The sequence below is a fragment of the Mycobacterium mantenii genome (genome assembly GCF_010731775.1).
GTDB classification, from domain to species: domain Bacteria; phylum Actinomycetota; class Actinomycetes; order Mycobacteriales; family Mycobacteriaceae; genus Mycobacterium; species Mycobacterium mantenii.
In genome coordinates, this window is the sequence record NZ_AP022590.1 from 3,347,462 (window position 1) to 3,373,216 (window position 25,755).

The following is a 25,755-nucleotide window of genomic DNA, read 5'->3' on the forward strand; positions in this document are numbered from 1 at the left end:
TCCGACGGCTCGGGATTGCGTTACTTCACGACCGGAACCGGGGCTAGTTGTTTGTCGGTGGTGGTTGGGGCTGGAAGGGTTCATACCACCACCAGTCGGCGCGCTCGCCGGTAGGTCCCGGGCAGGGCGCCACCGCGGGAGGGGGTTGGGTCGGTGGGCGTGCCAGAGATCCCGGGCTCAGTAACCGGCCGGCGTCGTCGGTGACGGTGAGAGCGCCTGCGGGTCCGGTGATGGTGATGACGCCCCGATGGTGCAACCGGTGATGATGAGGGCATAGCAGCACCAGGTTGGCCAACTCCGTGGGGCCGCCGTCCTCCCAGTGCCAGATGTGATGGGCGTGCAGACCACGGGTGGCACCGCAACCCGGAACCACGCACGTGCGGTCGCGGTACTCCAGCGCGCGGCGAAGCCGCCGGTTGATCAGGCGGGTCGCCCTCCCGGCACCGATGACCTCACCGTGACGCTCGAACCAGACTTCGGCAGTGCCATCACACGTGAGGTATCGGCGTTCGGCGTCGGTGAGCAGCGGACCCAGATGCAGTGCCGCAGCGGGCTGCTCGACGTCGACATGCACCACCACGGTGGTGTGCTGCCCGTGCGGGCGGCGGGCCGCCTCGGCGTCCCATCCGGCCTCAACCAGGCGCATAAACGCCTCGGCGGTGCCCGGCAACGGGGGCCGCTGATCTAAAGCGCCCCGGCCCTCACCGTGATCGTGCTTCCACTCGGCGATCAGCGCATCACGGTGAGACGCCAAGGCGGCGTCGAACTTCGCGGCGTCCTGGTGGGCAAGTGCGATCCGATAGCAGCTGCCCTGCTCGTTGGTGGTCGTCGTGATCGAGCAGCGCTCGAGCCCGGGCCGGGGGTCGGGTTCGGGTCGCGGTTCCAGCTTGACCGCGGTGCGCAGCTGATTGACCGTGGCGCAGCGCGCCAGCTGCGCGTAGTGCTCATCAGAACCCGCCCCGGCCCGCGCCGCGATGACGCCGACCTGATCGGTCGACAGCCGGCCCTCTCGCATGCCTTGAGCGCAGCGTGGGAACTCCTCGAGCCGGCTCGCGATGGTGCTGATCGTGTGCGCGTTCGCCGGCGAGCAGCCCGTCTTCCAGGCCACCAACGCCGGCACCGACCGCGCGCCGGTGACGCCACACAATTGGTCGCGATCGATCTCGGCGACGATCTCAACGATGCGCCCATCAATCGCGTTGCGCTGACCCGTCAACTCCGCCAGCTCCTCGAACAACACCGCAACACGCTCGCTGGGACTCACCACCACAGCACCAGCGGATGCGGTCAAAGACATCACATCATCATTGCAGCCACCACCGACAAGTCCGGGCTGCCCGATCCCCGGCCGACGCGCGGGATCTAGGTTCGCCGGGCCGATCGCTGCCCTCCACGACCAAGTTCATCTTCCGTTCGGCGTGGAAAGGCGGCGAACTGGTGCGCTGCAAGGGATCGGCGGCCGTGGCCGACGCAGCCGCTGCCGCCAACGTTCCCCGCTTGGTGCAGGAATCAGTGGCGATGATCTATCGCGAGGGCGCGGACCGATGGATCGACGAAAACTGGCCGACAGACCACTACCCCGTTGCCGTTGGTAATCACGCCGCCGAGGCCAACGCCCGCCGATTCGGCGACCTTGATGGCATGGCCGTGATTCTTCGATTCGGCGTCTTTTACGGAGTCGGCGCGGCGCACAGCGAGCAGATCATGGGGATGGCGTGCGCCACATGGCATTTCAAGCAGGCCGCCCCCAAAGCTATGTGTCGTCGATCCACCTTGCCGATGCCGCCAACGCGGTGGTGGCCGCACTCACTTGCCAGGCCGGCACCTACAACGTCGTTGACGATCAACCCGTGACCGCGCGGGACAGCGCGCTGGCGATGGGCGCGGCACTCGGCGCCAAACCATGGTTGCGCGGACCGGGACGCCTCGCGCTGCTGCTCGGGGACCGGGCCACGTCGCTGACACGGTCCTTGAGAGTCAGCAATGCCCGGTTGCTTGGCGACAGACATGGCGGCGTGGTGGAGTGGGTATCGGTTCAACCAGCCCCCGACACCAGGAAGCGAGGACCGCGGTGAGCTCATCCCTGGGTCTGCCAGAGAAAGTGCGTGCCTGCCTGTTCGACCTCGACGGAGTGCTCACCGACACCGCCAGTGTGCACACCAAAGCCTGGAAGGCCATGTTCGACGCCTACCTGTCCGACCGGGCCAAGCGCACCGGCGGCGAGTTCGTTCCCTTCGACGCGGCCACCGACTATCGCGAATACGTCGACGGCAAGAAGCGCGAGGACGGGGTCCGCTCGTTCCTGGAAAGCCGCGACATCCACCTGCCCGACGGCAGCCCCGACGATCCCGACGACGCCGAGACGATCTACGGCCTGGGCAACCGCAAGAACGACATGTTCCAAAAGGTTTTGAAGGAGGACGGCGTCGAGGTGTTCGACGGGTCGCTGCGCTACCTCGAGGCGGTGTCGGCCGCGGGGCTGGGGATCGCGGTGGTGTCGTCGAGCGCCAACACCCGCGACGTCCTGAAGATCACCGGCCTGGAACGGTTCGTGCAGGAGCGGGTGGACGGCATCACCCTGCGCGACGAGCACATCGCCGGCAAACCGGCCCCCGACTCCTACCTGCGCGGGGCGCAGCTGCTCGACGTCCCCGCCGACGCGGCCGCCGTGTTCGAGGACGCCTTGTCCGGGGTGGAGGCCGGCCGGGCAGGTAACTTCGGGTTCGTGGTAGGTGTCGACCGGGTGGGCCAAGCCGAGGACTTACGCCGCAACGGCGCCGACGTGGTGGTCACCGACCTCGCCGAGTTGCTGCAGTCATGATCACCGACGAATCGTTCCCCGTTGACCCATGGCACGTCCGCGAGACCCAGCTCGACCTCAATCTGCTGGCCCAGTCCGAATCCCTGTTCACCCTGTCCAACGGGCACATCGGGCTGCGCGGCAACCTCGACGAGGGTGAGCCGTACGGCCTGCCGGGCACCTACCTGAACTCCTTCTACGAGATCCGGCCGCTGCCCTACGCCGAGGCCGGTTACGGCTATCCGGAGGCGGGCCAGACGCTGGTCGACGTCACCAACGGCAAGATCATCCGGCTGCTGGTCGAGGACGAGCCGTTCGACGTCCGCTACGGCGAATTGATCTCCCACGAGCGGGATATGGACCTGCGCGCCGGAACGCTGACCCGCAGCGCGCACTGGCGCTCACCGGCGGGAAAACAGGTAAAGGTGGTGTCGACCCGGCTGGTGTCCCTGGCGCAGCGCGGCGTCGCCGCCATCGAGTACTGCGTCGAAGCGGTCGGTGACTTCGTCCGCGTCACGGTGCAGTCCGAGCTGGTCACCAACGAGGACCAGCCGCAGACCTCCGGCGACCCGCGAGTGTCGGCCATTCTGGAGAATCCGCTCGAAGAGGTCGCTCACGAATACACCGACACCGGCGCGGTCCTCATGCACCGGACGCGCAGCAGCGCGCTGATGATGGCCGCCGGGATGGACCACGAGGTGGACGTTCCCGGGCGCGTCCAGGTCGGCACCGATGCGCGGGCCGATCTGGCACGGACCACCGTGATCTGCGGGTTGCGCGAGGGACAGAAGCTGCGCATCGTCAAGTACCTGGCGTACGGCTGGTCGAGCATGCGCTCGCGTCCGGCGCTGCGCGATCAGGTCGCCGCCGCGCTGCACAGCGCCCGCTACACCGGCTGGCAGGGGCTGCTGGATTCGCAACGCGAGTATCTGGACAGCTTCTGGGATTGCGCCGACGTCGAGGTCGAGGGCGACTCCGAATCCCAGCAGGCCGTGCGATTCGGGCTCTTCCACCTGCTGCAGGCCAGCGCCCGCGCCGAACGCCGCGCGATCGCGGCCAAGGGGCTCACCGGAACCGGCTACGACGGCCACGCCTTCTGGGACACCGAGGGTTATGTGTTGCCGGTGCTCACCTACACCGCGCCGCACACGGTCGCCGACGCGCTGCGCTGGCGCGCCTCCACCCTGGATCTGGCCAAGGAGCGGGCGGCCGAACTGGGCCTGGGGGGCGCCGCCTTCCCGTGGCGGACCATCCGCGGGCAGGAGTGCTCGGCGTACTGGCCCGCCGGCACCGCGGCCTGGCACATCAACGCCGACATCGCGATGGCTTTCGAGCGCTACCGCATCGTCACCGGGGACGACGACCTGGAAGCCGAGTGCGGCCTGCAGGTGCTGGTCGAGACCGCCCGGCTGTGGGTCTCCCTCGGCCATCACGACCGGCACGGGGTCTGGCACCTCGACGGTGTCACCGGCCCCGACGAGTACACGGCGGTCGTACGCGACAACGTCTTCACCAACCTGATGGCCGCGCACAATCTGCGCGTCGCCGCCGAAGCCTGCAACCGCCATCCCGACGTGGCCAAGGCGCTGGGGGTCACCACCGAGGAGGCGGCGGGCTGGCGCGATGCGGCCGACGCCGCCAACATCCCCTACGACGACGGCCTGGGCGTCCATCAGCAGTGCGAAGGGTTCACCACCCTGGCGGAATGGGATTTCCGGGAGAACCATGCTTACCCGTTGCTGCTGCACGACCCGTACGTGCGGCTGTACCCCGCACAGGTGATCAAGCAGGCCGACCTGGTGCTGGCCATGCACTGGCGGAGCCACGCGTTCACGCCCGAGGAGAAGGCCCGCAACGTCGACTACTACGAGCCGCGCATGGTGCGCGACTCGTCGCTGTCGGCCTGCACCCAGGCGGTGATGTGCGCCGAGGTCGGGCATTTGGAGCTGGCCCATGACTACGCGTACGAGGCCGCCCTGATCGATCTGCGCGATCTGCACCACAACACCCGCGACGGTCTGCACATGGCCTCGCTCGCCGGTGCCTGGACCGCGCTGGTGGCCGGCTTCGGCGGCCTGCGCGACGACGAGGGCATCCTGTCGCTGGATCCTCAACTGCCCGATGGCATTTCGCGGCTACGGTTCCGGCTGCGGTGGCGAGACTTCCGGGTCACCGTCGACGTCAACCACGACGACGTCACCTACACACTGCGCGACGGGCCCGGCGGCGAGCTGACCATTCGGCACGCCGGAGACGAGTTCGAGCTGAGCACCGAGGCCGCCACGACGGTCGCGGTGCGTCCCCGCAAGCCACTACTGCCGCCGCCGCACCAGCCGCCCGGCCGTGAGCCCATGCACCGGCGGGTGCTGTCCCGGGGTCACTGAGTATCGGCGGGCCCGAGAATCCGCCGCACCTCGGCGCCGGCGGCCTGGCGTATTTCGGCATCCGTCAGCTCTTCGATTCCCGTGGCGGAGCGCAGGATTGGCGCGAACAGCCGCCAACCGAATTGCAGGGCAAGGGCATTGGCGACCGCGAGCCGGGCCTTGACGTCGTCGTCGTACTGCGGCCGTACCCCGTCGAGCAGCGTCGCGATGTTGGGAAAGCGCTTCTGTAGCTGGCCCGCCGGATAGCCGTCGAGGACGGTGCGGGCCATCACCCGCATCTGCCGGTCCAGGGATTTCTCCAGCACGGCGGGGGGCGTATCGGTGCCCAGCAGGGCGCTGAGGTTGGCGCCCAGGTGATCGAGGACGGCGCCGACCAATTGCTCCTTGGTGCCGAAGTGCCGAAACACCAGGCCGTGGTTGACGTTGGATCGCGCGGCGATGTCGCGGATGGACGTCGCGGCCGGCCCGCGCTCGGCGAACAGGTCGGTGGCGGCCTCCAGGATCGCCGCGGCCACTTCCGCGCGGCCGGTCGGCATTTTCTCACGGCCCCTTGCGGAAGTTGTAGTCACGTGACTACAGTACCAAATGTAGTCAGTTGACTACACCGGTTTTGACTCAAGGACGACGAAAATGACAGGTCAGGTAACCGTCACCAAGCTGGCAAGCCGCATCGGTGCCCGGGTGGACGGGGTTCGCCTCGGCGGCGACCTCGACCAGGACGCGGTCGAGAAGATCCGCGGGGCGCTGTTGACCCACAAGGTGATCTTCTTCCGTCACCAGCACCACCTCGACGACGAGCAGCAGCTCGCGTTCGCCCGTCTGTTGGGCACGCCCGTCGGCCACCCGGCCGCCTCGGCCCTGGCGGCCAAGAACATGCCGGTGATCACCCCGATCGACTCCGAGTACGGCAAGGCGAACCGCTGGCACACCGACGTGACGTTCGCCGCCAACTATCCGGCGGCGTCGATCCTGCGCGCGGTCACCCTGCCGAGCTATGGCGGCTCGACGCTGTGGGCCTCGACCGCGGCGGCTTACGAGCATCTGCCCGAGCCGCTCAAAGCCCTGGTGGAAAATCTGTGGGCACTGCACACCAACCGCTACGACTACGTGACCACCGAAGCGGCGTTGTCGATGAGCGACACCCAGCGGGCGTTCCGTCAGGCGTTCGAAAAGCCGGACTTCCGCACCGAGCATCCCGTGGTGCGGGTGCACCCGGAGACCGGGGAACGCACCCTGCTGGCCGGTGATTTCGTCCGCGCCTTCGTCGGTCTGGACAGTCACGAGTCGAGCGTGCTGCTGGAACTGCTGCAGCGCCGAATCACGATGCCGGAGAACACCATTCGCTGGAACTGGGCACAGGGCGACGTCGCGATGTGGGACAACCGCGCGACCCAGCACCGCGCGATCGACGACTACGACGACCAGCCGCGGCTGATGCACCGCATCACCCTGATGGGCGACGTGCCGGTCAACGTGCGCGGCGAGCGCAGCCGGGTGGTCAGCGGCGCACCGCTGCAGGTGCTCGCAAGCTGATGGTGACGACCCGCAGCGCCCGGCTACGCCGCGCTCGCGATCGTCACGCAAGCTAGCCGGCCGAGCTGACCGGATTGACCGGTGCCCAGCGCAGCGCACCCGGGGCGGAGACGGGCACCCTCGGGTGCGCCGGCGCTATCGGATCCAGCCTGCGATACGGCTGGCCCTGCGCCGGGCGCTGGTCGATCTCGCCGTTGTTCGGCCACAACGAGGCGGCCCGCTCGGCCTGGGCGGTGATGGACAGCGAGGGGTTGACGCCCAGGTTCGCCGAGATGGCCGCGCCGTCCACCACGAACAGCGTCGGGTAGCCGTAGACCCGGTGGTAGGGGTCGATGACCCCGTGCTCGGCGCTGTCGCCGATCACCGCACCGCCGAGGAAGTGGGCGGTCAGCGGAATGTTGAACAGCTCGCCCCAGGTGCCGCCGGCCACGCCGTCGATCTTCTCGGCGATGCGCCGGGTCACCTTGTTGCCCACCGGGTTCCAGGACGGGTTCGGCTCCCCGTGCCCCTGCTTGCTGGTGTACCAGCGGATGCCCAGCTTGCCGCGTTTGGTGTAGGTGGTGATCGAATTGTCCAGGTGCTGCATCACCAGGGCGATCATGGTGCGTTCGCTCCATTGGCGCGGATTGAGCAGCCGCACCGTGCGCCGGGGGTCGTCTTGGGCCTGCTGCAGCAATTGCTTCCAGCGCGGCACGTCGGTGCCCTCCGGTCCGGTCCCGTCGGTCATCAGGGTTTGCAGCAGCCCCATCGCGTTGGAGCCCTTGCCGTAGCGGCAGGGCTCGACGTGGGTGTCCGCGGTCGGGTGGATCGACGACGTGATCGCCACCCCGTGCGTCAGGTCCAGATCCGGGGACACCTCGAGCCGCCCGGCGCCGACGATGGACTCGGAGTTGGTGCGGGTCAGCACGCCCAGCCGCTGCGAGAGGCGCGGCAGCCGGCCCTGGTCACGCATCTTGAACAGCAGGTGCTGGGTGCCCCAGGTGCCCGCCGCCAGGATGACGTGCCGGGCGGTGTAGGTGCGCCGGTCGCGGCGTAGCCAGCTGCCGGTGCGCACGGTACGCACCTCCCACAGCCCGTCGGGACGGTGCTCGAAACGCTTCACCGTCGTCATCGGAATCACCTGTGCGCCAGCCGATTCCGCGAGTCCAAGGTAGTTCTTCAGCAGCGTGTTCTTGGCGCCGTAGCGGCAGCCGGTCATGCAGCAGCCACACTCCAGGCAGCCGGTGCGCTCCGGTCCCACGCCCCCGAAATACGGGTCCGGCACGGTCTTGCCCGGAGCCTTGGTGCCGTCCGGCCCGAAGAACACCCCGACCGGGGTCGGCACGAAGGTGTCGCCGCAACCCATTTCGTCGGCAACCTCCTTGAGGATGCGGTCGGCGTCGGTGAAGGTCGGGTTCGTCACCACCCCCAGCATTCGCTGGGCCTGGTCGTAGTGCGGCATGAGTTCGTCGCGCCAGTCGGTGATGTGCGCCCACTGCTGGTCTTTGAAGAACGGCTCCGGCGGCACATACAGCGTGTTGGCGTAGTTCAGCGAGCCGCCGCCCACCCCGGCGCCGGCCAGGATCATCACGTTCTTCAGCGGGTGGATGCGCTGGATCCCGTAGCACCCCAACCGCGGCGCCCACAAAAACTTACGCAGATCCCAGGACGTCTCGGCGAAATCCTCGTCGGCGAACCGCTGGCCGGCCTCCAATACGCCGACGCGGTAGCCCTTTTCGGTCAGTCGCAACGCGCTGACGCTGCCCCCGAAACCCGAACCGATGATCAGTACGTCGTAATCCGGCTTCATCGCACCAGTATGGCCTTACCGGCGGGTAGTGAACCAACAGCCCTCCCGCCGGGCTGGCTAGCTTCCACTGCCTTGCCGACCGCCACTCTGGCGTGACGCCCGCAAGCGGGCGGTGCCCCCAACTCGGCAGCGAGAAATCAGCTCCCGACGGTGAGGCCGACCTTCTGGAACTCCTTGAGGTCGCAATAGCCGGCCTTGGCCATCGACCGGCGCAGCCCACCGACCAGGTTGAGGCTGCCGAACGGGTCATCGGACGGCCCGTTGAGCACCTGCTGCAGCGGCGGGCGCTCACCGACGGCGATCTGCAGCAGCGCACCGCGCGGCAGCGACGGGTGCGCCGCGGCGGCCGGCCAAAACCATCCCTCGCCCAGGGCCTCGGCGGACTCGGCGAGCGGCGTGCCCAGCACCACCGCGTCGGCGCCGCAGGCGATCGCCTTCGCCAGCTCGCCGGAGGTGTGGACGTCGCCGTCGGCCAGCACGTGCACGTAGCGGCCGCCGGTCTCGTCGAGGTACTCGCGCCGCGCGGCGGCGGCGTCGGCGATCGCGGTGGCCATCGGCACGCTGATACCCAGGACCTCGTCGCTGGTGGTCACCCCGCGGGTCGCGCCGTAACCGACGATGACGCCGGCGGCGCCGGTGCGCATCAGGTGCAGCGCGGTGCGGTGGTCTTGCACGCCGCCGGCGACCACCGGCACGTCGAGCTCGGAGATGAAGGTCTTGAGGTTCAGCGGTTCACCGTCGCTGGCCACCCGCTCGGCCGAGACGATGGTGCCCTGGATGACCAGCAAGTCGATGCCGGCCTGCACCAGCACCGGCGTCAACGCCTGGGCGTTCTGCGGGCTGACCCGCACCGCGGTGGTGACCCCGGCCTCCCGGATCCGGGCGACCGCGGAGCCCAGCAGGTCGGGGTTCAGCGGCGCCGCGTGAAATTCCTGCAGCAGCCGGATCGCCGCCGAGGGTTCGGGCTCCTTGCTGGCCGCCTCGACGAGCTGCGCGATCTTGGCCTCGACATCGGCGTGCCGCCCGATCAGCCCCTCACCGTTGAGCACCCCCAGGCCGCCGAGCTTGCCGAGCTCGATCGCGAACTCCGGGGACACCAGCGCATCGGTGGGATGGGCCAGCACCGGGATCTCGAACCGGTAGGCGTCCAGCTGCCAGGCGGTCGACACGTCCTGCGACGAGCGGGTACGCCGGGAGGCCACGATGCTGACTTCGCTCAGTTCATAGCTGCGACGGGCGACGCGGCCCATCCCGATCTCGACCATCTGGGCCTCAGCGTGCGTAGTAGTTGGGGGCTTCGACCGTCATGGCGACGTCGTGCGGGTGGCTTTCCCGAAGCCCGGCCGCGGTGATCCGGACGAACTGCGCCTGGTGCAGCGCCTCGATGGTCGGCGAGCCGGTGTAGCCCATCGCGGCGCGCAGACCGCCGGTCAGCTGGTGGATCACCGAGGAGAGCGGCCCGCGGAAGGGCACCCGGCCCTCGATGCCCTCCGGCACCAACTTGTCCTCGGAGAGCGCGTCGTCGGCGAAGTAGCGGTCCTTGGAGTACGACTTGCCGCCGCCGCCGGAACCCCGGCCGGCCATGGCTCCCAGCGATCCCATGCCGCGGTAGCTCTTGAACTGCTTGCCGTTGACGAAGATCAGTTCGCCGGGGGCCTCGGCGGTGCCGGCCAGCAGCGAGCCGAGCATGGCCGTCGACGCGCCGGCCGCCAGCGCCTTGGCGATGTCGCCGGAATACTGCAATCCGCCGTCGGCGATCACCGGGACGCCCGCCGGACCACAGGCCGCGACCGCCTCCAGGATCGCCGTGATCTGTGGTGCGCCGACGCCGGCCACCACCCGGGTGGTGCAGATCGAGCCCGGCCCCACGCCCACTTTCACCGCGTCGGCACCGGCGGCGACCAGGGCCGCGGCCGCCGAGCGGGTGGCGACGTTGCCGCCGATCACCTCGACCTTCTCGCCCACCTCGGCCTTGAGCTTGCCGACCATGTCGAGCACCAACCGGTTGTGCGCGTGCGCGGTGTCCACGATCAGCACGTCCACCCCGGCGTCGACCAGCATCATCGCCCGGACCCAGGCGTCGCCCCCGACGCCGACGGCGGCGCCGACCAGCAGCCTGCCGTCGCTGTCCTTGGTGGCCAGCGGGTGTTGTTCGGTCTTGACGAAGTCCTTGACGGTGATCAGCCCGGTCAGCCGGCCGTGGCCGTCGACGATTGGCAGCTTCTCGATCTTGTGGCGCCGCAACAGTCCCAGCGCCGCGTCGGCGGACACACCCTCCTGCGCGGTGATCAGCGGGGCCTTGGTCATCACCTCGGCGACCTTCTTGGTCTGGTCGACCTCGAACCGCATGTCGCGGTTGGTGATGATGCCGACCAGCGCGCCCGACTCGTCGACCACCGGCAGCCCGGAGATCCGGAACCGCGCGCACATCGCGTCGACCTGGGCCAGGGTGTTGTCCGGGCGGCAGGTAACCGGGTCGGTGACCATGCCGGCCTCCGAGCGTTTGACCATCTCGACCTGACCGGCCTGCTCGGCGACCGGCAGGTTGCGGTGCAGCACACCCATGCCGCCGGCCCGGGCCATCGCGATGGCCATCCGCGATTCGGTGACCGTGTCCATCGCCGAACTCACCAGGGGCACTTTGAGCCTGATCTTCCTGGTGAGCTGGCCGGAGGTGTCCGCGGTGGCGGGAACGACGTCGGAGGCCGCCGGCAGCAGCAGCACGTCGTCGAACGTCAGGCCGAGCATGGCGATCTTGTGCGGGTTGTCGCCTCCGGTGGGCACCGGGTCATCCACCAGGCCACCCACCCGCACATATGCACTGCCGACGAGGTCGGAGCTGTCTTCCAGGTGGGACGTGCCACGGGTCATCAGTGGGGCCCTCCATACGATGTGGGGTGAGAGTCCCATCCTATCGGCTCGGTTTCGCCCGGTGACGATGCGCGCCGTGGCGGCGCGAGGAGAAACCCGACGCGCATCGCCCTGCTGGCGTTATCCCGGGCGGGCTGCGTAGGCTAGAGGCGTGCGCGACCACCTCCCACCGGGTTTGCCGCCCGACCCTTTCGCCGACGACCCCTGTGATCCGTCGGCGGCACTGGAAGCCGTCGAGCCGGGCCAGCCCCTGGATCAGCAGGAGCGGATGGCCGTCGAGGCCGACCTTGCCGATCTGGCCGTGTACGAAGCGCTTTTGGCGCACAAGGGTATTCGCGGATTGGTGGTGTGCTGCGACGAATGTCAGCAGGATCACTACCACGACTGGGACATGCTGCGGGCCAACCTGCTGCAGCTGCTGATCGACGGCACGGTGCGTCCGCACGAGCCCGCCTACGACCCCGAGCCGGATGCCTACGTCACGTGGGATTACTGCCGGGGCTACGCCGACGCCTCGCTCAACGAAGCGACGTCGGACGCCGACGGTTTCCACCGCCGGCACTGATCGCTTACTGATTCGGAGTCAGCGGCACCACCGGGGGTGGTGTCTGACCGTGATGATGGTGATGCTTGCCTGCTGAGGGACTCGGCGACGCGCTCGCCGCCGGGCTGAGCGGCGCGGTCGTCGCCGCCTTCGTCGGTGCGACCGAGGCGGCGGGTGGCTCCGCAGGAATCGCGGTGGCCGGCCCGGGTGGCGCCGCCGGCGGCGACGCGACCGGCAGCGTCGCGTTCGGGTCGTGCGCATCGACCTTGGCGTTCAACAGCTTCAGCTGCTTCATCAGGTCTTGTTTGCTGGCCGGGTCGTCAATCGACTGCACCAGGCTGCTCACCTCGGTCAGCTGATTCTTGGCCTGGTCCCACTGACCCCGGTCGATCGATTCCTGCACCTTCGCCAGGTCGGCCTTGGCCGCCAGCATTTCCTGCTTCTCATGGACCTGGGGCTGGTCGAAGAACATCGCGTGCAACCCGTACAGGGTGCCTCCGGGCCGGGCCTCGACCACCATGGCGCCGAAACCACTGGTCACCAACAGCGCCGCGGCGACAGATCCGACGACGGTCAGGCCACGATGGCCGCGCCGGCGCTCGGCCAATCCGGTGCGCAACGCGTTGACGGCCTCTTCGGGCGTCACCAGCGCGCTGGCCGGCGGCCACCGCAGGTTGTCGCGCCAGTCCTCCAGCAGGATGGTGAGCACGTCGGCGTCGGGATCCTCGACCTCGACCGGCCGGCGCTGGGCGAGCGCGTCGAGCAGCAGGTCGGTGCGGGCGAATTCATCCAGGGATTCAGGCACAGTCACCTGCCGCGATCATCTCGGACTTCAACCGCGACAGTGCGCGGTGCTGGGCAACTCGGACCGCCCCGGTGGTACTGCCGACCGCGACCGCGGTCTCCTCGGCGGACAATCCGACGACGACACGCAGGATCAGGATCTCGCGTTGCTTGGCCGGCAGGATCTCGAGCAATTCGCTCATCCGGCTCACCGAATCCGCTTCGATTGCAAGCTGTTCGGGTCCCGCGTCGTTCGACCAACGGTCGGGAATCGTTTCGGTCGGGTAGGCGAGATCGCGTCCGGCGGCCCGGTGCGCATCGGCGACCTTGTGGGCCGCGATGCCGTACAGGAAGGCCAGGAAGGGACGTCCGCGATCGCGATAACGCGGCAGCGCCGTGATAGTCGCCAAGCACACCTCCTGTGCCACGTCATCCGCTGACAGGCCACCGCGATCGACCGTGCCGACACGCGCTCGGCAATATCGCACAACGATCGGACGGATGGTCTCCAGCACCTCCCTCAATGCGTTGTGGTCTCCGGTCACGGCCTTGGCGACCACAGCGTCGAGACGTTCCCCTGCTGGAATTGTCATCGACGGTGATATCTCCAACGTTACGAAGCGGACACATCGCGGGCCAACCGGGCTAACTTACGAAATGACAATAACGGGCGGAGGGCCGTTTCAAGCGGAACGCCACGTTCCACCGGCGCGCCGCACCTGGCCTGCGCAGACATCTCGGATTTCGTGCAGCTGATGTGTTGGGAATGAGACGCTTTCGATATCAATCAGCAAGCAGGCCAGCGCCCACCGCAGTGGAAGCAGCCCCAGTTTGCCGGTGGTCTGCAACGCGGCGTCCGCGACCGCGCGGGCGCGGTCGAGATTGCCCGCGCTGCACAGCGCGGCGGCCAGCACCACCTCGCTTTTGACCCGGTGCCGCGGCGACGAGACGGCCATGGCCGCCGCCAGTTCCACCGCGTCGCCGGCATGACGGACGGCGAGGTCGCCCTCGCCGCGGGCCATCGCGAGCTCGGCGGCCACCCAGCGCCGGCGCACCGGCAACCGGTCGGGCAGCGGGGCTTCGGAGTTCGGCGACGCCAGCAGCGCGTCGGCGCGGGCCAGCAACGTCGCCGCGGCCGCGAATCGCCCGACGCCCAACGCGTCGGCCGCCAGCCCGATGAGGGCGTCGGCGCTGGCTTCCGGGTCGCCGCCGGCCAGCGCCAGGGCGCGCCCATCCCAGCCTCGGGCCACGGTGTGCCAACCGAGTTGGCGCAGGAATGACCCCAGCGTGCTCATGCTCAACGACACCAGTCGCCCGGCCGGAGCGCTGCGTCGCAACACCGCGAGGTCGCGGTAGGCGGCGCCGTAGCGCCCCTGTCCCCCGGCCGCGACGGCGCGCAGCCACAGCTCGTCCGGCGTCGTCGCCGCGGGCAGTGGCCAGCTGCCGGGCCGGTCACCGAAGGCCGCGGCGGCCAGGCGCCGCTCAATCAAGGAAGTGTGACGAGTTTCAATCACAATGATGTAGTAAACAGTTTGTGGTCTTCATGTTACCGAACCGTTAATCACTATAGCCCATGGATAAAATCCCCTTATCCCTCACCCACGCGCTGAGCTGGGAAATCTCGTTTCGGTCAACTCCCTGGTAGCACGCCATAGGTTTCGCAATTTCAATCGAGATGAACGCAAAGTTAATTTTGCTCAGACGAGAACATACTTTGTCGGGCTAACTGGCTATTGACGGAAATTCACCGCCGCCCCTAACGTCTACGCATGACGGGTAGTCATCGGTGACTCCACTCCACTTAATTTAAGTTGCACCCAATCGCTTTTACGAACCTGACCTCGAGCGGGCGGTGCAGAGAGGGAACGAACCAATGCCACAGCCGGAGCAGCTACCTGGACCCAACGCCGACATCTGGAATTGGCAATTGCAGGGCTTGTGCCGCGGCGTTGACTCATCGATGTTCTTCCACCCCGACGGTGAGCGTGGCCGGGCCCGCATGCAACGCGAGCAGCGCGCGAAAGAGATGTGCCGGCAGTGCCCGGTGATCCAGGAGTGCCGCTCGCACGCCCTCGAAGTCGGTGAGCCGTACGGGGTTTGGGGCGGTCTGTCGGAGTCCGAGCGCGACCTCTTGCTCAAGGGCGACATCGGCCGCGGACGCACCATCCGCCGCTCGGCCTGAGCACTTACGGTCCGACGGCCGTAGGACATTAGCCGCTGCCCACAACAGTTTCGGCGCGGGCCAATGTGGGTAGGCACCGCAAATGAACAAGGCCGCATGCTTTGTGGTCGCGGCGCTTACCGCGGCCGTCGCCCCGCTAGCCGCATGCTCGAATCAGCAAAGCAGCCAGCCCAACACCTCGCCGCTGACCAGCTCGACTCCCGGCGCGGAGCGGCTGACCACCCAGCTGAAGACCGCCGACGGCAGCCCGGTCGCCAATGCGACCTTCGAATTCGCTAACGGTTATGCGACGGTGACGGTGGAGGCCGGCCCCAACCAGGTGCTCAGCCCCGGCTTCCACGGGCTGCAAATCCACGCGGTGGGCAAGTGCGAGGCCAATTCGGCTGCGCCGAGCGGGGGCTCGACCGGGGACTTCGACTCCGCCGGCAGCGTCTACCAGGCGGCCGATCACACCAGCTACCCGGCCAGCGGCGACCTGACGGCTTTGCAGGTGCGCTCCGACGGCTCGGCCAAACTCGTCACCACCAGCAATGGATTCACCTCCGCCGACCTGAGGAACAGCTCGGGCACCGCGCTGATCATCCACCAGACCGCGGACAACCTGGGCACCACCGCCCCCACGGGTGAATCGGGCAAGCGGCTGGCCTGCGGCGTGATCGCCGCATCGTCGGCGACGACGACCTCGTCGACCACCAGCGTCACGACGAGTACCACCACCACCGTGGTGCCGCCGGCGTCCACCAGCACCAGCACCAGCACCGTCACCGTCACCAGCACCCCGAGCCTGACCACGTCGATGCCGACCACGACCGTGACGACGCCAACCTACTATCCGCCCGGGCGCTGACGCTCAAGCCACCATGAAAGGGAACACCCCCGATCCGCAAGGGAACGGGGGTGTTTCGCGTCGACCACTCCGCTCAGCCTTGGTCCGCAAGGATGGCGGTGGCTTGAATCTCGACGCGCATCTCCGGACTCGCCAAAGCGGCGACGCCGATGCATGTCCACAAGGGCGCGCGGTCGCCCATGCGCCGGCGGAACTGTTCGACCATGGTGTCCAGGTGCTCGCGCCCGATCTGGCCGTCCGCGGCCGGCAGGTGGTAGGAGTGCACGTGCACTACGTCGCGCCAGGAGGCTCCGGCTGTCGCCAATGTCCGTTCGACATTGTCGAAGGCCTGAACGACTTGGTCGCGAACTGACTTGCTGTAGCGCCAGTGCTCGTCCCAACCGCCTTGACCGGCAGTCTCTACCCGGTCCCCGTACCTCACGACTTGTGAATAGTGGAACTTCCGCAGCTGATGGTCGCCATAGCCGGGAGTAACAGAGAATATCGGCGTACCCATGTGTGCCATCTTCGTCGCCGGCAATCAAACGCGCGCGCGGCCAGAGGCCATTAAGGTGCTGGCATGCAGACACTGCTGTTCACGCTCGGGCTGGTCCTGTTCTTGCTCGGACTGCTCACCGGGTTCGCCGTCGCCGCGCTCAAGAACCCGCGCATGGGGCTGTCGAGTCACCTCGAAGCCGTCCTCAACGGCATGTTCCTCGTGCTGCTCGGCCTGCTCTGGCCGCACATCCACCTGCCCCACGCGTGGGCAGTCACGGCGGCGGTGCTGATCGTGTACGCCGCCTACACGAACTGGCTGGCAACCCTGCTCGCGGCGGCATGGGGCGCCGGCCGCAAACTCGCGCCGATCGCGGCGGGCGACCACGAGGCCTCAGCGCCAAGGGAGTGGATCGTCAGCTTTCTGTTGTTGTCGCTCGCGGTGGCGTCAATCGCCGGCGTGGTCATCGTGATCATCGGGCTATGACACCCCACTAGATGGTGTGCACGTCGGGCGTACGGACATGCTCCGGACGGAAACCGCGGCCGACGAAGATCGGCGGAATCGCCTGCAGCGGGCCCCATCCCACGATCTTGGGGACGCGGATCGGGGACAGGTCACCGCTCAGATTGGGCGCGATCGCCCTGTCCTGCATCAACACTTGAAACGCCTGGACGATCCGGGTGGGCAGCTCGCGCCGCCGCTGCACCTTCACGAGATCCTTATTGGTCAGGCGGCCGTCGCGCAGCGGGGCGCACAGGATGTTGGCCGCGGCCACCGCATCGGCGACGGCGAGGTTGATGCCGACCCCGCCCGCCGGTGACATGGCATGCGCGGCATCGCCTATGCACAGCAGGCCCGTACGCCACCACGTCTCGAGCCGGTCCACCCGCACGTCGAGTTGGCTGGTGTCGTCCCACGAGCTCAGGTCATCGACGTGCTCGCGCAGCCGCGGCTGCGCGGCGACGATTCGCGCCTTGAACTCCTCCAGCGATCCGTCGCGGGGGTTTGATCCCTTCGGCATCAGATAGGCGATCTGCCAGTAATCGCCCCGATAGATCATGGCCATCATCAGGCCCTTGCGCAGCACCCCGAACAGTTCCTGGGGGTCGCCGGGGCGCCATTTCAGCCGAAACCACAGCACGTCCATCGGCGAGTGCGCCGCGGCGATCTGCAGCCCCGCCGCCGCGCGCACCGCGGACTTGCGCCCGTCGGCGGCTACCACCAGCTCGGCGCGCACCTCCAGATCCGGGGTGCGCACCCCGGCCACGCGATCGCCATCGAAGAGAAGCCCGGTGACTTCGGCGTTGCGCACCAGGGTGAATTCCGGGTAGGCGGAGGCCTTTTCAGCGAGGAAGTCGAGAAAGTCCCACTGCGGCATCATCGCGATATACGGCTGGGAGAAGCCGAGCCATTTGAGCACCGTGAAGTTGCCGAAGGTCCGAATCGAGCCGTCGGTGTCGAAGGCGACGCGGTCGATCTTGGTGTGCGGCAACCGCAGGAACTCGTCGATGAACCCCAGCTCGTCCATGATCCGCAGGGTGGTCGGGTGCACGGTGTCACCGCGGAAGTCGCGCAGGAAGTCGTTGTGCTTTTCCAGGACGACGACCCGGATTCCGGCCCGGGCGAGCAGGAGGGCGTGCACCATGCCGGCCGGCCCGCCGCCGGCAACGCACACCTGGGTCTCCATCACTTGCGTCATGGTCGCGACTCCTCATGGAGTATGGAATACAATTGCAGGATACATCAAGTAATGTATCACCGCGGTGGAGGGGGCGGTATGGCTCGGCAGGTGTCGACGCCACAGGTGGTGGAGGCCGCACTGCGCGCCGCGGAAAAGCTAGGCAAGGACGTGGCTGACGTTTCCGTCGCCAGGATCGCCACCGAGGCCGGGATCTCGCGAAGCACCCTGTTGCGCCGCTTCGGCGGCTCACGCACCGCCCTGAACGACGCCATCCGCGCCGCCGGAGTCGACCCCGGCGGCCTACCCCCCGTCCGCACCCGTGCCGTGGCCGCCGCCGCGTCGTTGATCGGCGAATCCGGCCTTGCCGCAGCAACATTGGAAGCCGTTGCCGCTCGGGCACATTGCTCGGTCTACAGCCTGCACGCGGTGTTCGGCGGGCGCGACGAGTTGATGCGGGTGGTTTTCGAGCAGCACAGCCCGATCCGCGACATCGAGGAATACCTCGCCCGCGCCGACGGTGAGTTGCCCGAAACGGTGCGGGGGTTCTACCGGACCGTGGCGAACGCGCTGAGCCGCGAACCCCGCGTCGCCCCAGCGATATTCGCCGAGGCCTTCGCGCGGCCGACAAGTCCTGCCGTGCAATCGCTGGCGGCCTACGGCGCCCCGCGCATGCTCGGCGTGCTCGGTCGCTGGTTCGAAGCCGAGATCCGTGCCGGACGCATCCGCGAGTTGCCCATGCCGCTACTGGCCCAGCTATTCCTGGGACCCATCATGATCCACCTGCTGACCCGACCGGTTTTGCCGAACGTCATCGCGTGGCCACTGCCCGAAATCGACACCGTCACAGACGTTTTCGCCGATGCGTTCGTCCGCGCCGTCGCGACGTCACGGCCCTGAAACGAAAACACCCCCGATCCGCAAGGGTGTTTTAGTGGATCAGCTCGCGCCCGCGGCGATCACCTCGTCCACCTCGACGGCCCGGGCGGCCATCTCGGCGTGTGCCTGGTCCAGCGCGGCGGCCTGATCCTCGTCGGCCTTCATCAACGCCTCGATGTCGGAGCCGGCCATGTCGAGCACACCCATGTCCCTGAAGGCCCCCTGCACCTTGTCGCCCCACAACCCGATGTCCTTGACGATCGGCACGATCCGGCTGAACAGGTGCGAGCGGAACTGGATCATCAGCGGCGACGTATCGACCCACTCGGCACACGCTTTGACGTCCATGCCCAGGGTCTCGAACACCTCCTCGCCGCGGAACCGGTCGCGCATCAGGTAACAGGCGTCCACGACGAACTCTTCACGCTCGTCCCGCTCCGCCTCGGTCAGTGCGCAGTAGTAGTCCTTCAGCGAGATTCGGCCGAACGCGACATGCCTGGCCTCGTCCTGCATGACATAGGCCAGCACGGACTTGGCCAGTGAGCCCGGCGCCGACATGTCACGCAGCACCCCGAAGGCGGCGAGCGCGAGCCCTTCGATGAGGACCTGCATGCCCAGGTAGGGCATGTCCCAGCGCGAGTCGCGCAGTGTGTCGTCGAGGAGTGCGGTCAGGTGCTTGTTGATCGGGTAGACCACGTCGACCTTGTCCTGCAGGAATCGCGAGAACGCCTCGACGTGCCGGGCCTCGTCCATGGTCTGGGTGGCCGCGTAGAACTTCGCGTCCAGGTCCGGGACGACCTCGACGATCTTGGCCGCGCACACCATCGCACCCTGCTCCCCATGCAGGAACTGCGAGAACTGCCAGGCCTGGAAGTGCTGGCGCATCTCGGCGCGACGTGCGTCGTCTGCGGAGTCCCACATCGGACTGCCGAACAGCGGATGGAACTCGTCAGGCAGCCCGACCGGGTTCATCGGGTCGACGTCTTGCGCCCAGTCGATGCGCGACTGGGCATCCCACTGCTTGTCCTTCCCCTTTTGGTAGAGGGAAAGCAGCCGGGCGCGCCCGTCGTCGTACTCCCAGGTGAAGCGCGCGTCACCGGCACTGGGGACTTCCCAGGAGTAGGGCGCGGGCACTTCGGTGTACTTGTCCCTCGTGGTCATGTGCGGCCGCCTTCCTGCCCGGTGTGACCAGTGGTCATATGACGTGTATCACGTTGCACCCGAGTGCGGCGGCGCGTCAACCCCTGACGAGCGAAAGCACCCCGGCCAATCGACCGGGGGTGCTTCGTTACCAGGAGCGTCTAGTGATGGTGGTGGTGATGACCGTGGACCACAAACCTGGCCGGCCAACCCACGGTGCGGAGCGCCGCGATGGCCCGCAGACCACTCGGGCTGACCGCTGGAGTGGCCACCTACTCGCTCTTCGCGGTTCCTGCGGCTAGACGTCGTGGCTTGCCACCGATGGTGGCCGATTGTCGATAGTGGCCGTCAGTGAGGTCGTGGTACCAGGTCGTTTCCCCGGGCGCCGGCAGCCCCGCCTCCCGCAGTGCGGTCGACAGCGGGCGGTAGGAGGGTGTGAGCGGGATGCGGTCGACAATGTGGACGATGACGGGACGCTGGTCGCGGGGGAGGCCGCCCAACGCGGTGGTCAGGGCTTCCCCTGTGAGGACGCCGTCTTTGCCAAGCATCACGGCGGCGACCGCGACGTCGTGCGTGTCGGTCGCAACCGGATAGACCACGGCCAGATCGATCACGGCGATGTCGCCGAGGGCGTCGCAGATCGGCTGGCAGAAGACCGGTCCGCGGCTCGACTGGATCACCGTGTTCCTGTTGTCGACGAACCAGTAGTCGCCGTCGCCGTCGCGGCGAAACAGGTGGTCCGTGGTGATCCACGTGTCTCCCTCGGCGAATACCCCGCGCATCGACACGCGTGCGGCATCGAGTCCGGAGCGCGGCTTCGCTAGCAGCACGCCCACCTCGTCGTCTGCGCAGGGGCACACGAAGCCGTGGTCATCCTCGATGAAGCGGCCCGTCGCGGCGTCGTAGCCACCGAGCCGAATCTCGGTGCTGCCCGGCAGCGGCCGACCCTTGGCCCCGGTCTTCGTGCCGGCGACATTGGCCAGCACCGCGTCCCCCTCGGTGGAGGCATAGAATTCCAGCACTCGAGCCGGGGCGAAGCGGTCGGCGACCTTGTGCCACAGCCCGATTGGCATGCCGGCTCCGATGAACAGGCGGATCGGATGATGTTCGGCAAGCTCGGGCGACGTCGCCTGTACCAGTTCGAGCAGCATGGCCCAGGTGTAGGTCACCACCGTCACCCCGTACCGGTGGACCTCGTCGGCGAACCGCGTTGGGTCGACGCCCCGGGTCAAAGCGATGCGCGACCCGCCGGCGATCGCGCCGCCGAGGCCGACCATCAGACCCGACGGATGGTGCAGCGGGGTCAGGCAATAGATCGTGTCACCGCGGCCGAGCGCGGCGGCGGTGGCCGTGCCGTAGGCCGACAGTGCCCACCGATGATTGGTGACCTCTTTGATCACCCGGCGTCCGCCCGTCGTGCTGAAGAACACGAAGGCGAGATCACCTGCGCGGCCCGGGTTCGGCCGATACCACTGCGGCAACCGCTCACCGGACAGGTCGAGGCGGTCCAGCTCTACGATCCGGTCCGACTCTGTTGGGCAGAAGTCCGCGGTGCGGCCGTGACCGAGGACGAGCACCCTGGCGCCGGTCGCGGTGGCCGCCGCCAGATGGTGTGGGTCGGTCACGATGTCGGCCACCTCGCACAGCTGGGCGGCGGCGACGAGGTCGTCGTCTGGGGGTAGCAGGACCGCCACCGCGCCGAGCCGCGACAGTGCCGCGATCGCGGTCACGGCGCTGGGGCTGGTGTCCAGCAACACACCGATGTGGGCTCCCTGACGGATACCGACGGCGATGAGGCGGCGCACCGCATCATCGATGCTGTGATCAACCGCCGCGTTGGTGTGGACCCGATCCTCGAAGAGGAAGCATTCCTCGTTGGGCGCTCTGTTCGCCTGTTCGGCTATCAACCGGCCCAACGACACCCGGGTATGGGGCTGCAGTCGCCCGAGGCGGGCGAGCCGGGGCAGGTTATGCACGGCCTCCCCGGCGATCTCCCTGCCGCTGCGCACTGCCCCCACTGCGGCGTCGGCCAACCCCAGGCTCACGCCGATGCCCAGGTCGGCCAGCACACCCGCCGAGTGACCGATGCGCGACGACAGCCCGACAGCGCCATCGATCCCCACGCCAGGGTCGGCCTCCATCGCATGTACGCCGTCGGGCCTGGGCCCTCGACCGTCTTGCCACAACACCCATTTACCGACGGTGGGCCACGTGTGCGTGGCGGCGGTCGATCCGACAACGAGCCCGAAGTGACCTGCCCGCAATAACACCTCGGACACCTCGGCGCGGGGGGCGGCCCGCCGGATTCCTCGTACGGACGCGGGTTGGCCGATGTCATCGATCTCGCCAATGAACGCAAGGACCGGACAGGTGATTTCCGCGAGCGTGATCAACGTGCCATCGATCACGGCGCCGCCGGCCATCATGCGGTTGTGGACCACGAACTGCCGTAACAGTTCGGCGACCGCGGGACCCGACCATGCCACCCAGCCCTCCACCTCGAGGAAGCGGCGTTGCTGTTCCCTGGGCAGCAACGCCTCTCGGTCATGGAGTTGCCGTAGAAAGTCCCACCTCGCCTGGACCGTCTTGATCGGGTCCAGAAGTTGAAACCCGGTACGGGCCATCCATCCGGACACCGAGAGACGGTTGAAGACGTGGTCGGCGATCAGCTGGGCGCCGCGGCCCGCCAGGGCCGCGGGAATCCCGAACGGCAGACCGCTTAGCGAATCGACGGCGGCACCGAATGTGATGACGCTGGCCAGGCCCTCGGATCGTCGGTAGGCCGCGGTTTCATAGCAGAACATGCCGCCCTGCGAGTAGCCCGCCAGATGGACCTTGCGCCCGGTGTGTGCGTGTACCGAGTCGATGACCCGGCTCAGCGCGACGACATGGTCGCTCAAAGTGCGTTCGAGCCCACCGGTTTGCCGGTCCGGTGAGCCGAAGTCCACCACCCACGGGTCCACGCCGAGATCATGCAGGACTCCGACCGCGCCCTGGTCTCTGGTGACGTCAAACACGTTGGCCGACATCATCATCGGTGGCACAAGTATTACCGGCGGCCGTGACGGATCATTCGCGTCGTCGGGGAAGTACCGTCGTAGCCGATACATGTCGCACAGTTCCACGATGTGGAACGGCGACGGACGCGATCCGGTCTGAAGGCCCCCGAACCGCAGCACCTCGATACCGTTCTGCACGGTCGCGATCACCCGGTTCGCGGGACCGGCAATCAGGTCGCTACCCCATGTCACCGATACCACACGGCTTTTCGGGCCGGCCCGCATCGGAGACCGAACCCTGCAGGCGGGTCAGTGCCGCACTGACGATATCCACGGCTGGCAGCATCCGGGTCGCAGATTCTTAGCAGTACCGATACCGCAGCACCGGGTACCGACGCCCAGTCCAGTCCAGCGCGCGCGCAGCTCACCGAGATTTGGTGGAGCACTGAGAAGCCCGCGGCACCAAACAATTCCAGACGAGTCAGGTCAAGAATCAGCCCGCGGCAACGCACCAGGTTAGCGACTGAATACTCGGTGAGGGTGCGTGCATTCGTCTGGTCGATCTCGCCGTGCACGCTGACAACGGCTACCGACGACTTCATCCAGTGGGCATCCAATCTTGCTAATGGACCCTTGCCCGGCGTGCCGAAAACGGCGTCGCCCGGGAGGGCCGAAGCGCGCAATAATGTGTCGGTCATGGTGATCCAGTCGTGCGGACGATCACCGGCGTGTCAGGCTCGGAGCTGACGCTCCTAGAGTTCAGCGGCGTGCGGCGAAAACCCTTCCGGGACCAGCTGAGATTCTCAGCAGCTACGACACTACACCGGTTGGGGGTTACGCACAGCTGTCCGGCCCGCATGCCCAAAGCAGGAAGTGGCCGGCCAACGTCGCGATGGACCGGCCGGCCAACTTTCGCCGTAGGATGGAGTCATCTCGCGGCGGCTGTGTACCGGGTATACGGCTGGTCGCCAGTGATGTCGGGCTCCAGCAGGATTATGAAACAGGTACCGGCGATGGTGGAGTACACCAAGGACACCGATGGGCCGCCGCTGGCGCCGCGGACATCGGAGCAGCTCAGTAGCGATGACGCCGATTTACAGGCGGCGATTAGCAATCTCGCGGGTTTGGTCGCCGGTCATCGGCGGTTGCCTGAGTTGCTGGCGGAGGTAGCGACATTCGCAGTCCGCGCGATACCGGGAGCCGACGGTGCTGGAGTTACGTTGCTGAATGTCGACCGGGTGGACGACATGGTCGCGGCGTTGGCGGCCAGCGCTCCCTTTGTTGCCGAGATTGACGAAATTCAGTACGTCACCCTCAACGAGGGGCCCTGCATCACCGCGGCGCTCGAACGTCGCACGGTGCGCTCAGGGTCGTTGGGTGGGGAGAGGATGTGGCCGCGCTTCGGTCCACGCGTAGGCAGGTTGGGGGTGCACAGTGCACTGTCGCTACCGCTGTTGCTGCCTGATCGGGTGGTCGGGGCGATCAACGTATATGCCTACGCCAAAGACGTTTTCGATGAGCATGCCGCCGAATTCGGGGAGTTGTTCGCCAAACCAGCTGCTGTCGCTGTATACAACGCGCAGATCCTCGCGGACGCGCTTGCTCTAACTGTCCAGTTGCAGACGGCGTTGTCCACCCGCCCGGTGATCGATCAAGCGATTGGCCTCATCCGCGGACGTACCGGGCGCAGCGCCGAGGACGCGTTCACCCAGCTGCGGGCGATGAGCCAATCTGAGCACCGCAAGTTGGCTGATGTGGCGCAACACCTGGTCGATGAAGCGGTGCGCCGCGCCCGCGCCCGCGCCCGACCTGAGCCGGACAGCCCAGCCGGCGTACCGTAACAAGCGAGGAACTAGTCACGAGACCGGTCCTGACTCGCGTCTCGGGGGTCCTCACCGCGCACAGCGACTAGCCATGCGTGGCGCCGGCAAGCTCGATCACGCTCGGGAGCGTGCAGCGGAGCAGTCCTCTCGTGAACCTCACCGCGGCCCTTGCCGCAGACCTGGGCATTCTCACCGCGGCTTTGGATAAGCCCGGCGTCGATGTCGCCCACAGTCTGCGCCAGCTCGCAGCCGATGCCACCGCAGCAGTACCCACCTTTCTGGGTCTGAGCGTGGCCGTCGCCGGCAGTGACCCGCCATTCACCCTCACCGCATTCGTCGAGGGTGCAGGGACGGGTGATGTCCGCACCTCGCTGAGGCTGGCGCTGTCAGGTGTCGGTGACGTCGGTCTTCTCCCGGCTGTGGTCCTCGTCTTGTACGCGGGGTCGCCGGGAACCTTTGTCGATCTGGCCGCGGACCTCGCGTGGCTCACCGCCCGGCCGCTGAGTGACTTCGTCCTCGATCAGCACCTGCTGGCACCTGCCGAACAGTGTTCTGCAACAAACCCTTTCGAGGATTCGGTCATCAACCAGGCGATCGGGGCCCTCATCGGCCAGGGCTACACGCCCGAGCAAGCCGAGCGGCACCTCACGGCTGAAGGTGCCGCCGCCGGTCTCAGTCGGCACGCCGTCGGCCTGCGCATCCTGGCGGGGCTCAATGCGCGGTAACCGCTCATTGGGTGTAGCCGTTGAGAGGTTGGGAACCCAGCAAGTCCGTGATGAAGTCAGCCGTCCGCCGCTGATCTCGCAGAGCAGCCGCTCACGCCGGACACACCGGTGACAACCGTCCGTCGGGATCACCTTGAGCGCTTTAGACACCCGTGAAACATCGAATGCCCCCCTTGTTGGGCGAGGTCGTTGCGGCTCCATGAGTTTCGGCATCCTGAGTACGTATCCACCGACACCGTGCGGGTCGGCGACGTTCAGTGCAGCCTTGTCGGAAGGGTTGTGCGCGAATGGTTCTGACGT

Annotated in this window: 25 protein-coding genes; 11 read left to right on the plus strand and 14 right to left on the minus strand. The window is 67.5% G+C overall.

Going from position 1 to position 25,755, the window contains the following annotated elements; genetic code table 11:
- Positions 1-43: 43 nt before the first annotated feature.
- Together G6N50_RS14905 and G6N50_RS29895 are read right to left on the minus strand one after the other, a co-directional pair.
- Positions 44-1,297 carry an HNH endonuclease signature motif containing protein gene (locus G6N50_RS14905; protein WP_163650856.1) on the minus strand — a complete coding sequence of 418 codons (1,254 nt, stop codon included), beginning with the start codon at positions 1,295-1,297 and terminating at the stop codon, positions 44-46.
- A 212-nt stretch (positions 1,298-1,509) separates the two neighbouring features.
- A complete protein-coding gene (locus G6N50_RS29895) occupies positions 1,510-1,692 on the minus strand; it encodes a hypothetical protein (RefSeq protein ID WP_179970010.1) in 183 nt (60 codons plus the stop codon).
- 32 nt (positions 1,693-1,724) lie between these two features.
- Here G6N50_RS29895 and G6N50_RS29900 point away from each other — a divergent pair, with 32 nt between their 5' ends.
- Genes G6N50_RS29900 through G6N50_RS14920 form a run of 3 tightly spaced genes read left to right on the plus strand, consistent with a single transcriptional unit; the run spans position 1,725 to position 5,184 of the window.
- A complete protein-coding gene (locus G6N50_RS29900; protein WP_179970011.1) occupies positions 1,725-2,075 on the plus strand; it encodes a hypothetical protein in 351 nt (116 codons plus the stop codon).
- A complete protein-coding gene (locus G6N50_RS14915; RefSeq protein ID WP_083093535.1) occupies positions 2,072-2,821 on the plus strand; it encodes a beta-phosphoglucomutase family hydrolase in 750 nt (249 codons plus the stop codon). The genes G6N50_RS29900 and G6N50_RS14915 overlap by 4 nt, the downstream gene beginning before the upstream one ends.
- Positions 2,818-5,184 carry a glycoside hydrolase family 65 protein gene (locus G6N50_RS14920; protein WP_083093533.1) on the plus strand — a complete coding sequence of 789 codons (2,367 nt, stop codon included), beginning with the start codon at positions 2,818-2,820 and terminating at the stop codon, positions 5,182-5,184. The genes G6N50_RS14915 and G6N50_RS14920 overlap by 4 nt, the downstream gene beginning before the upstream one ends.
- Here G6N50_RS14920 and G6N50_RS14925 read toward each other — a convergent pair.
- Positions 5,178-5,753 carry a TetR/AcrR family transcriptional regulator gene (locus G6N50_RS14925; protein WP_142275447.1) on the minus strand — a complete coding sequence of 192 codons (576 nt, stop codon included), beginning with the start codon at positions 5,751-5,753 and terminating at the stop codon, positions 5,178-5,180. The genes G6N50_RS14920 and G6N50_RS14925 overlap by 7 nt on opposite strands.
- Positions 5,754-5,814: 61 nt before the next feature.
- On the opposite strand from G6N50_RS14925, the gene G6N50_RS14930 reads away from it, so the two are divergent.
- Positions 5,815-6,717: a TauD/TfdA dioxygenase family protein gene (locus G6N50_RS14930; RefSeq protein ID WP_083093531.1), complete on the plus strand. Its 903-nt coding sequence runs from the start codon at positions 5,815-5,817 to the stop codon at positions 6,715-6,717.
- Between the two features lie 52 nt (positions 6,718-6,769).
- On the opposite strand, the gene G6N50_RS14935 is transcribed toward G6N50_RS14930, so the two are convergent.
- The 3 genes from G6N50_RS14935 to guaB all read right to left on the minus strand — a co-directional run bounded on the left by G6N50_RS14935 (position 6,770) and on the right by guaB (position 11,377).
- Positions 6,770-8,506: a GMC family oxidoreductase N-terminal domain-containing protein gene (locus tag G6N50_RS14935; protein WP_083093529.1), complete on the minus strand. Its 1,737-nt coding sequence runs from the start codon at positions 8,504-8,506 to the stop codon at positions 6,770-6,772.
- Between the two features lie 137 nt (positions 8,507-8,643).
- Entirely contained in the window at positions 8,644-9,771 is a 1,128-nt protein-coding gene (locus tag G6N50_RS14940; protein ID WP_067834035.1) for a GuaB3 family IMP dehydrogenase-related protein, read from the minus strand.
- 7 nt (positions 9,772-9,778) lie between these two features.
- Positions 9,779-11,377 (minus strand): IMP dehydrogenase, encoded by a 1,599-nt coding sequence (gene guaB, locus G6N50_RS14945; RefSeq protein ID WP_083093527.1) that lies wholly within the window; start codon positions 11,375-11,377, stop codon positions 9,779-9,781.
- Between the two features lie 151 nt (positions 11,378-11,528).
- Between guaB and G6N50_RS14950 the strand changes: the two genes are divergently transcribed.
- The gene (locus G6N50_RS14950; RefSeq protein ID WP_007773416.1) at positions 11,529-11,942 is read left to right on the plus strand and encodes a DUF5319 domain-containing protein; all 414 of its coding nucleotides are present in this window, start codon (positions 11,529-11,531) and stop codon (positions 11,940-11,942) included.
- Positions 11,943-11,946: 4 nt separating this feature from the next.
- Here G6N50_RS14950 and G6N50_RS14955 read toward each other — a convergent pair whose 3' ends face one another.
- The 3 genes from G6N50_RS14955 to G6N50_RS14965 all read right to left on the minus strand — a co-directional run bounded on the left by G6N50_RS14955 (position 11,947) and on the right by G6N50_RS14965 (position 14,218).
- Entirely contained in the window at positions 11,947-12,732 is a 786-nt protein-coding gene (locus G6N50_RS14955) for an anti-sigma-D factor RsdA (protein WP_179970012.1), read from the minus strand.
- Positions 12,719-13,297, minus strand: coding sequence for a sigma-70 family RNA polymerase sigma factor (locus tag G6N50_RS14960; protein ID WP_067834028.1), 579 nt, complete (start codon positions 13,295-13,297; stop codon positions 12,719-12,721). The genes G6N50_RS14955 and G6N50_RS14960 overlap by 14 nt, the downstream gene beginning before the upstream one ends.
- A 90-nt stretch (positions 13,298-13,387) precedes the next feature.
- Positions 13,388-14,218, minus strand: a complete 831-nt coding sequence (locus G6N50_RS14965; protein WP_179970013.1) for a hypothetical protein — start codon at positions 14,216-14,218, stop codon at positions 13,388-13,390.
- A 359-nt stretch (positions 14,219-14,577) separates the two neighbouring features.
- Here G6N50_RS14965 and G6N50_RS14970 point away from each other — a divergent pair, with 359 nt between their 5' ends.
- Positions 14,578-14,886, plus strand: a complete 309-nt coding sequence (locus tag G6N50_RS14970; protein ID WP_064883744.1) for a WhiB family transcriptional regulator — start codon at positions 14,578-14,580, stop codon at positions 14,884-14,886.
- Positions 14,887-14,968: 82 nt separating this feature from the next.
- Complete coding sequence (locus G6N50_RS14975) at positions 14,969-15,733, plus strand: superoxide dismutase family protein (RefSeq protein ID WP_083093523.1); 765 nt, start codon at positions 14,969-14,971, stop codon at positions 15,731-15,733.
- Between the two features lie 73 nt (positions 15,734-15,806).
- On the opposite strand, the gene G6N50_RS14980 is transcribed toward G6N50_RS14975, so the two are convergent.
- Entirely contained in the window at positions 15,807-16,238 is a 432-nt protein-coding gene (locus G6N50_RS14980) for a Rid family hydrolase (RefSeq protein ID WP_308204199.1), read from the minus strand.
- 54 nt (positions 16,239-16,292) lie between these two features.
- On the opposite strand from G6N50_RS14980, the gene G6N50_RS14985 reads away from it, so the two are divergent.
- Positions 16,293-16,694: a hydrogenase gene (locus G6N50_RS14985; protein ID WP_083093519.1), complete on the plus strand. Its 402-nt coding sequence runs from the start codon at positions 16,293-16,295 to the stop codon at positions 16,692-16,694.
- 7 nt (positions 16,695-16,701) lie between these two features.
- Here the strand turns inward: G6N50_RS14985 and G6N50_RS14990 are convergent, their stop codons facing one another.
- Positions 16,702-17,910 carry an FAD-dependent oxidoreductase gene (locus G6N50_RS14990; protein ID WP_083093517.1) on the minus strand — a complete coding sequence of 403 codons (1,209 nt, stop codon included), beginning with the start codon at positions 17,908-17,910 and terminating at the stop codon, positions 16,702-16,704.
- Between the two features lie 78 nt (positions 17,911-17,988).
- On the opposite strand from G6N50_RS14990, the gene G6N50_RS14995 reads away from it, so the two are divergent.
- Positions 17,989-18,789 carry a TetR family transcriptional regulator gene (locus G6N50_RS14995; protein WP_083093515.1) on the plus strand — a complete coding sequence of 267 codons (801 nt, stop codon included), beginning with the start codon at positions 17,989-17,991 and terminating at the stop codon, positions 18,787-18,789.
- Positions 18,790-18,828: 39 nt separating this feature from the next.
- Here the strand turns inward: G6N50_RS14995 and G6N50_RS15000 are convergent, their stop codons facing one another.
- From G6N50_RS15000 to G6N50_RS30115, 3 genes are all read right to left on the minus strand, one after another.
- The gene (locus tag G6N50_RS15000) at positions 18,829-19,929 is read right to left on the minus strand and encodes a ferritin-like domain-containing protein (RefSeq protein ID WP_083093513.1); all 1,101 of its coding nucleotides are present in this window, start codon (positions 19,927-19,929) and stop codon (positions 18,829-18,831) included.
- Positions 19,930-20,180: 251 nt separating this feature from the next.
- Positions 20,181-23,192, minus strand: coding sequence for an AMP-binding protein (locus G6N50_RS15005; RefSeq protein ID WP_083093511.1), 3,012 nt, complete (start codon positions 23,190-23,192; stop codon positions 20,181-20,183).
- On the minus strand, positions 23,156-23,605 hold the full coding sequence (locus tag G6N50_RS30115; protein ID WP_372509954.1) for an STAS domain-containing protein: 450 nt from the start codon (positions 23,603-23,605) through the stop codon (positions 23,156-23,158). Before G6N50_RS30115 ends, G6N50_RS15005 begins: the two co-directional genes overlap by 37 nt.
- A gap of 297 nt (positions 23,606-23,902) precedes the next feature.
- On the opposite strand from G6N50_RS30115, the gene G6N50_RS15010 reads away from it, so the two are divergent.
- Positions 23,903-24,748 carry a GAF and ANTAR domain-containing protein gene (locus G6N50_RS15010; protein WP_372509955.1) on the plus strand — a complete coding sequence of 282 codons (846 nt, stop codon included), beginning with the start codon at positions 23,903-23,905 and terminating at the stop codon, positions 24,746-24,748.
- A gap of 131 nt (positions 24,749-24,879) precedes the next feature.
- The gene (locus G6N50_RS15015) at positions 24,880-25,455 is read left to right on the plus strand and encodes a hypothetical protein (protein ID WP_083093509.1); all 576 of its coding nucleotides are present in this window, start codon (positions 24,880-24,882) and stop codon (positions 25,453-25,455) included.
- The last annotated feature ends 300 nt before the right edge of the window (positions 25,456-25,755 follow it).

Bases quoted from the DNA above. Each gene is read 5' to 3' on its own strand.
- G6N50_RS14935 (WP_083093529.1), bottom strand. From the start codon at position 8,506: ATGAAGCCGGATTACGACGTACTGATCATCGGTTCGGGTTTCGGGGGC.
- G6N50_RS29900 (WP_179970011.1), top strand. From the start codon at position 1,725: ATGGCATTTCAAGCAGGCCGCCCCCAAAGCTATGTGTCGTCGATCCAC.
- G6N50_RS15005 (WP_083093511.1), bottom strand. From the start codon at position 23,192: ATGCGGGCCGGCCCGAAAAGCCGTGTGGTATCGGTGACATGGGGTAGC.
- G6N50_RS14960 (WP_067834028.1), bottom strand. From the start codon at position 13,297: ATGACAATTCCAGCAGGGGAACGTCTCGACGCTGTGGTCGCCAAGGCC.
- G6N50_RS30115 (WP_372509954.1), bottom strand. From the start codon at position 23,605: ATGACCGACACATTATTGCGCGCTTCGGCCCTCCCGGGCGACGCCGTT.
- G6N50_RS15000 (WP_083093513.1), bottom strand. From the start codon at position 19,929: ATGACCACGAGGGACAAGTACACCGAAGTGCCCGCGCCCTACTCCTGG.
- G6N50_RS15010 (WP_372509955.1), top strand. From the start codon at position 23,903: ATGAAACAGGTACCGGCGATGGTGGAGTACACCAAGGACACCGATGGG.
- G6N50_RS14940 (WP_067834035.1), bottom strand. From the start codon at position 9,771: ATGGTCGAGATCGGGATGGGCCGCGTCGCCCGTCGCAGCTATGAACTG.
- guaB (WP_083093527.1), bottom strand. From the start codon at position 11,377: ATGACCCGTGGCACGTCCCACCTGGAAGACAGCTCCGACCTCGTCGGC.
- G6N50_RS14980 (WP_308204199.1), bottom strand. From the start codon at position 16,238: ATGGCACACATGGGTACGCCGATATTCTCTGTTACTCCCGGCTATGGC.
- G6N50_RS14995 (WP_083093515.1), top strand. From the start codon at position 17,989: ATGGCTCGGCAGGTGTCGACGCCACAGGTGGTGGAGGCCGCACTGCGC.
- G6N50_RS14975 (WP_083093523.1), top strand. From the start codon at position 14,969: ATGAACAAGGCCGCATGCTTTGTGGTCGCGGCGCTTACCGCGGCCGTC.
- G6N50_RS14930 (WP_083093531.1), top strand. From the start codon at position 5,815: ATGACAGGTCAGGTAACCGTCACCAAGCTGGCAAGCCGCATCGGTGCC.
- G6N50_RS14985 (WP_083093519.1), top strand. From the start codon at position 16,293: ATGCAGACACTGCTGTTCACGCTCGGGCTGGTCCTGTTCTTGCTCGGA.
- G6N50_RS14990 (WP_083093517.1), bottom strand. From the start codon at position 17,910: ATGACGCAAGTGATGGAGACCCAGGTGTGCGTTGCCGGCGGCGGGCCG.
- G6N50_RS14970 (WP_064883744.1), top strand. From the start codon at position 14,578: ATGCCACAGCCGGAGCAGCTACCTGGACCCAACGCCGACATCTGGAAT.
- G6N50_RS14905 (WP_163650856.1), bottom strand. From the start codon at position 1,297: ATGTCTTTGACCGCATCCGCTGGTGCTGTGGTGGTGAGTCCCAGCGAG.
- G6N50_RS14920 (WP_083093533.1), top strand. From the start codon at position 2,818: ATGATCACCGACGAATCGTTCCCCGTTGACCCATGGCACGTCCGCGAG.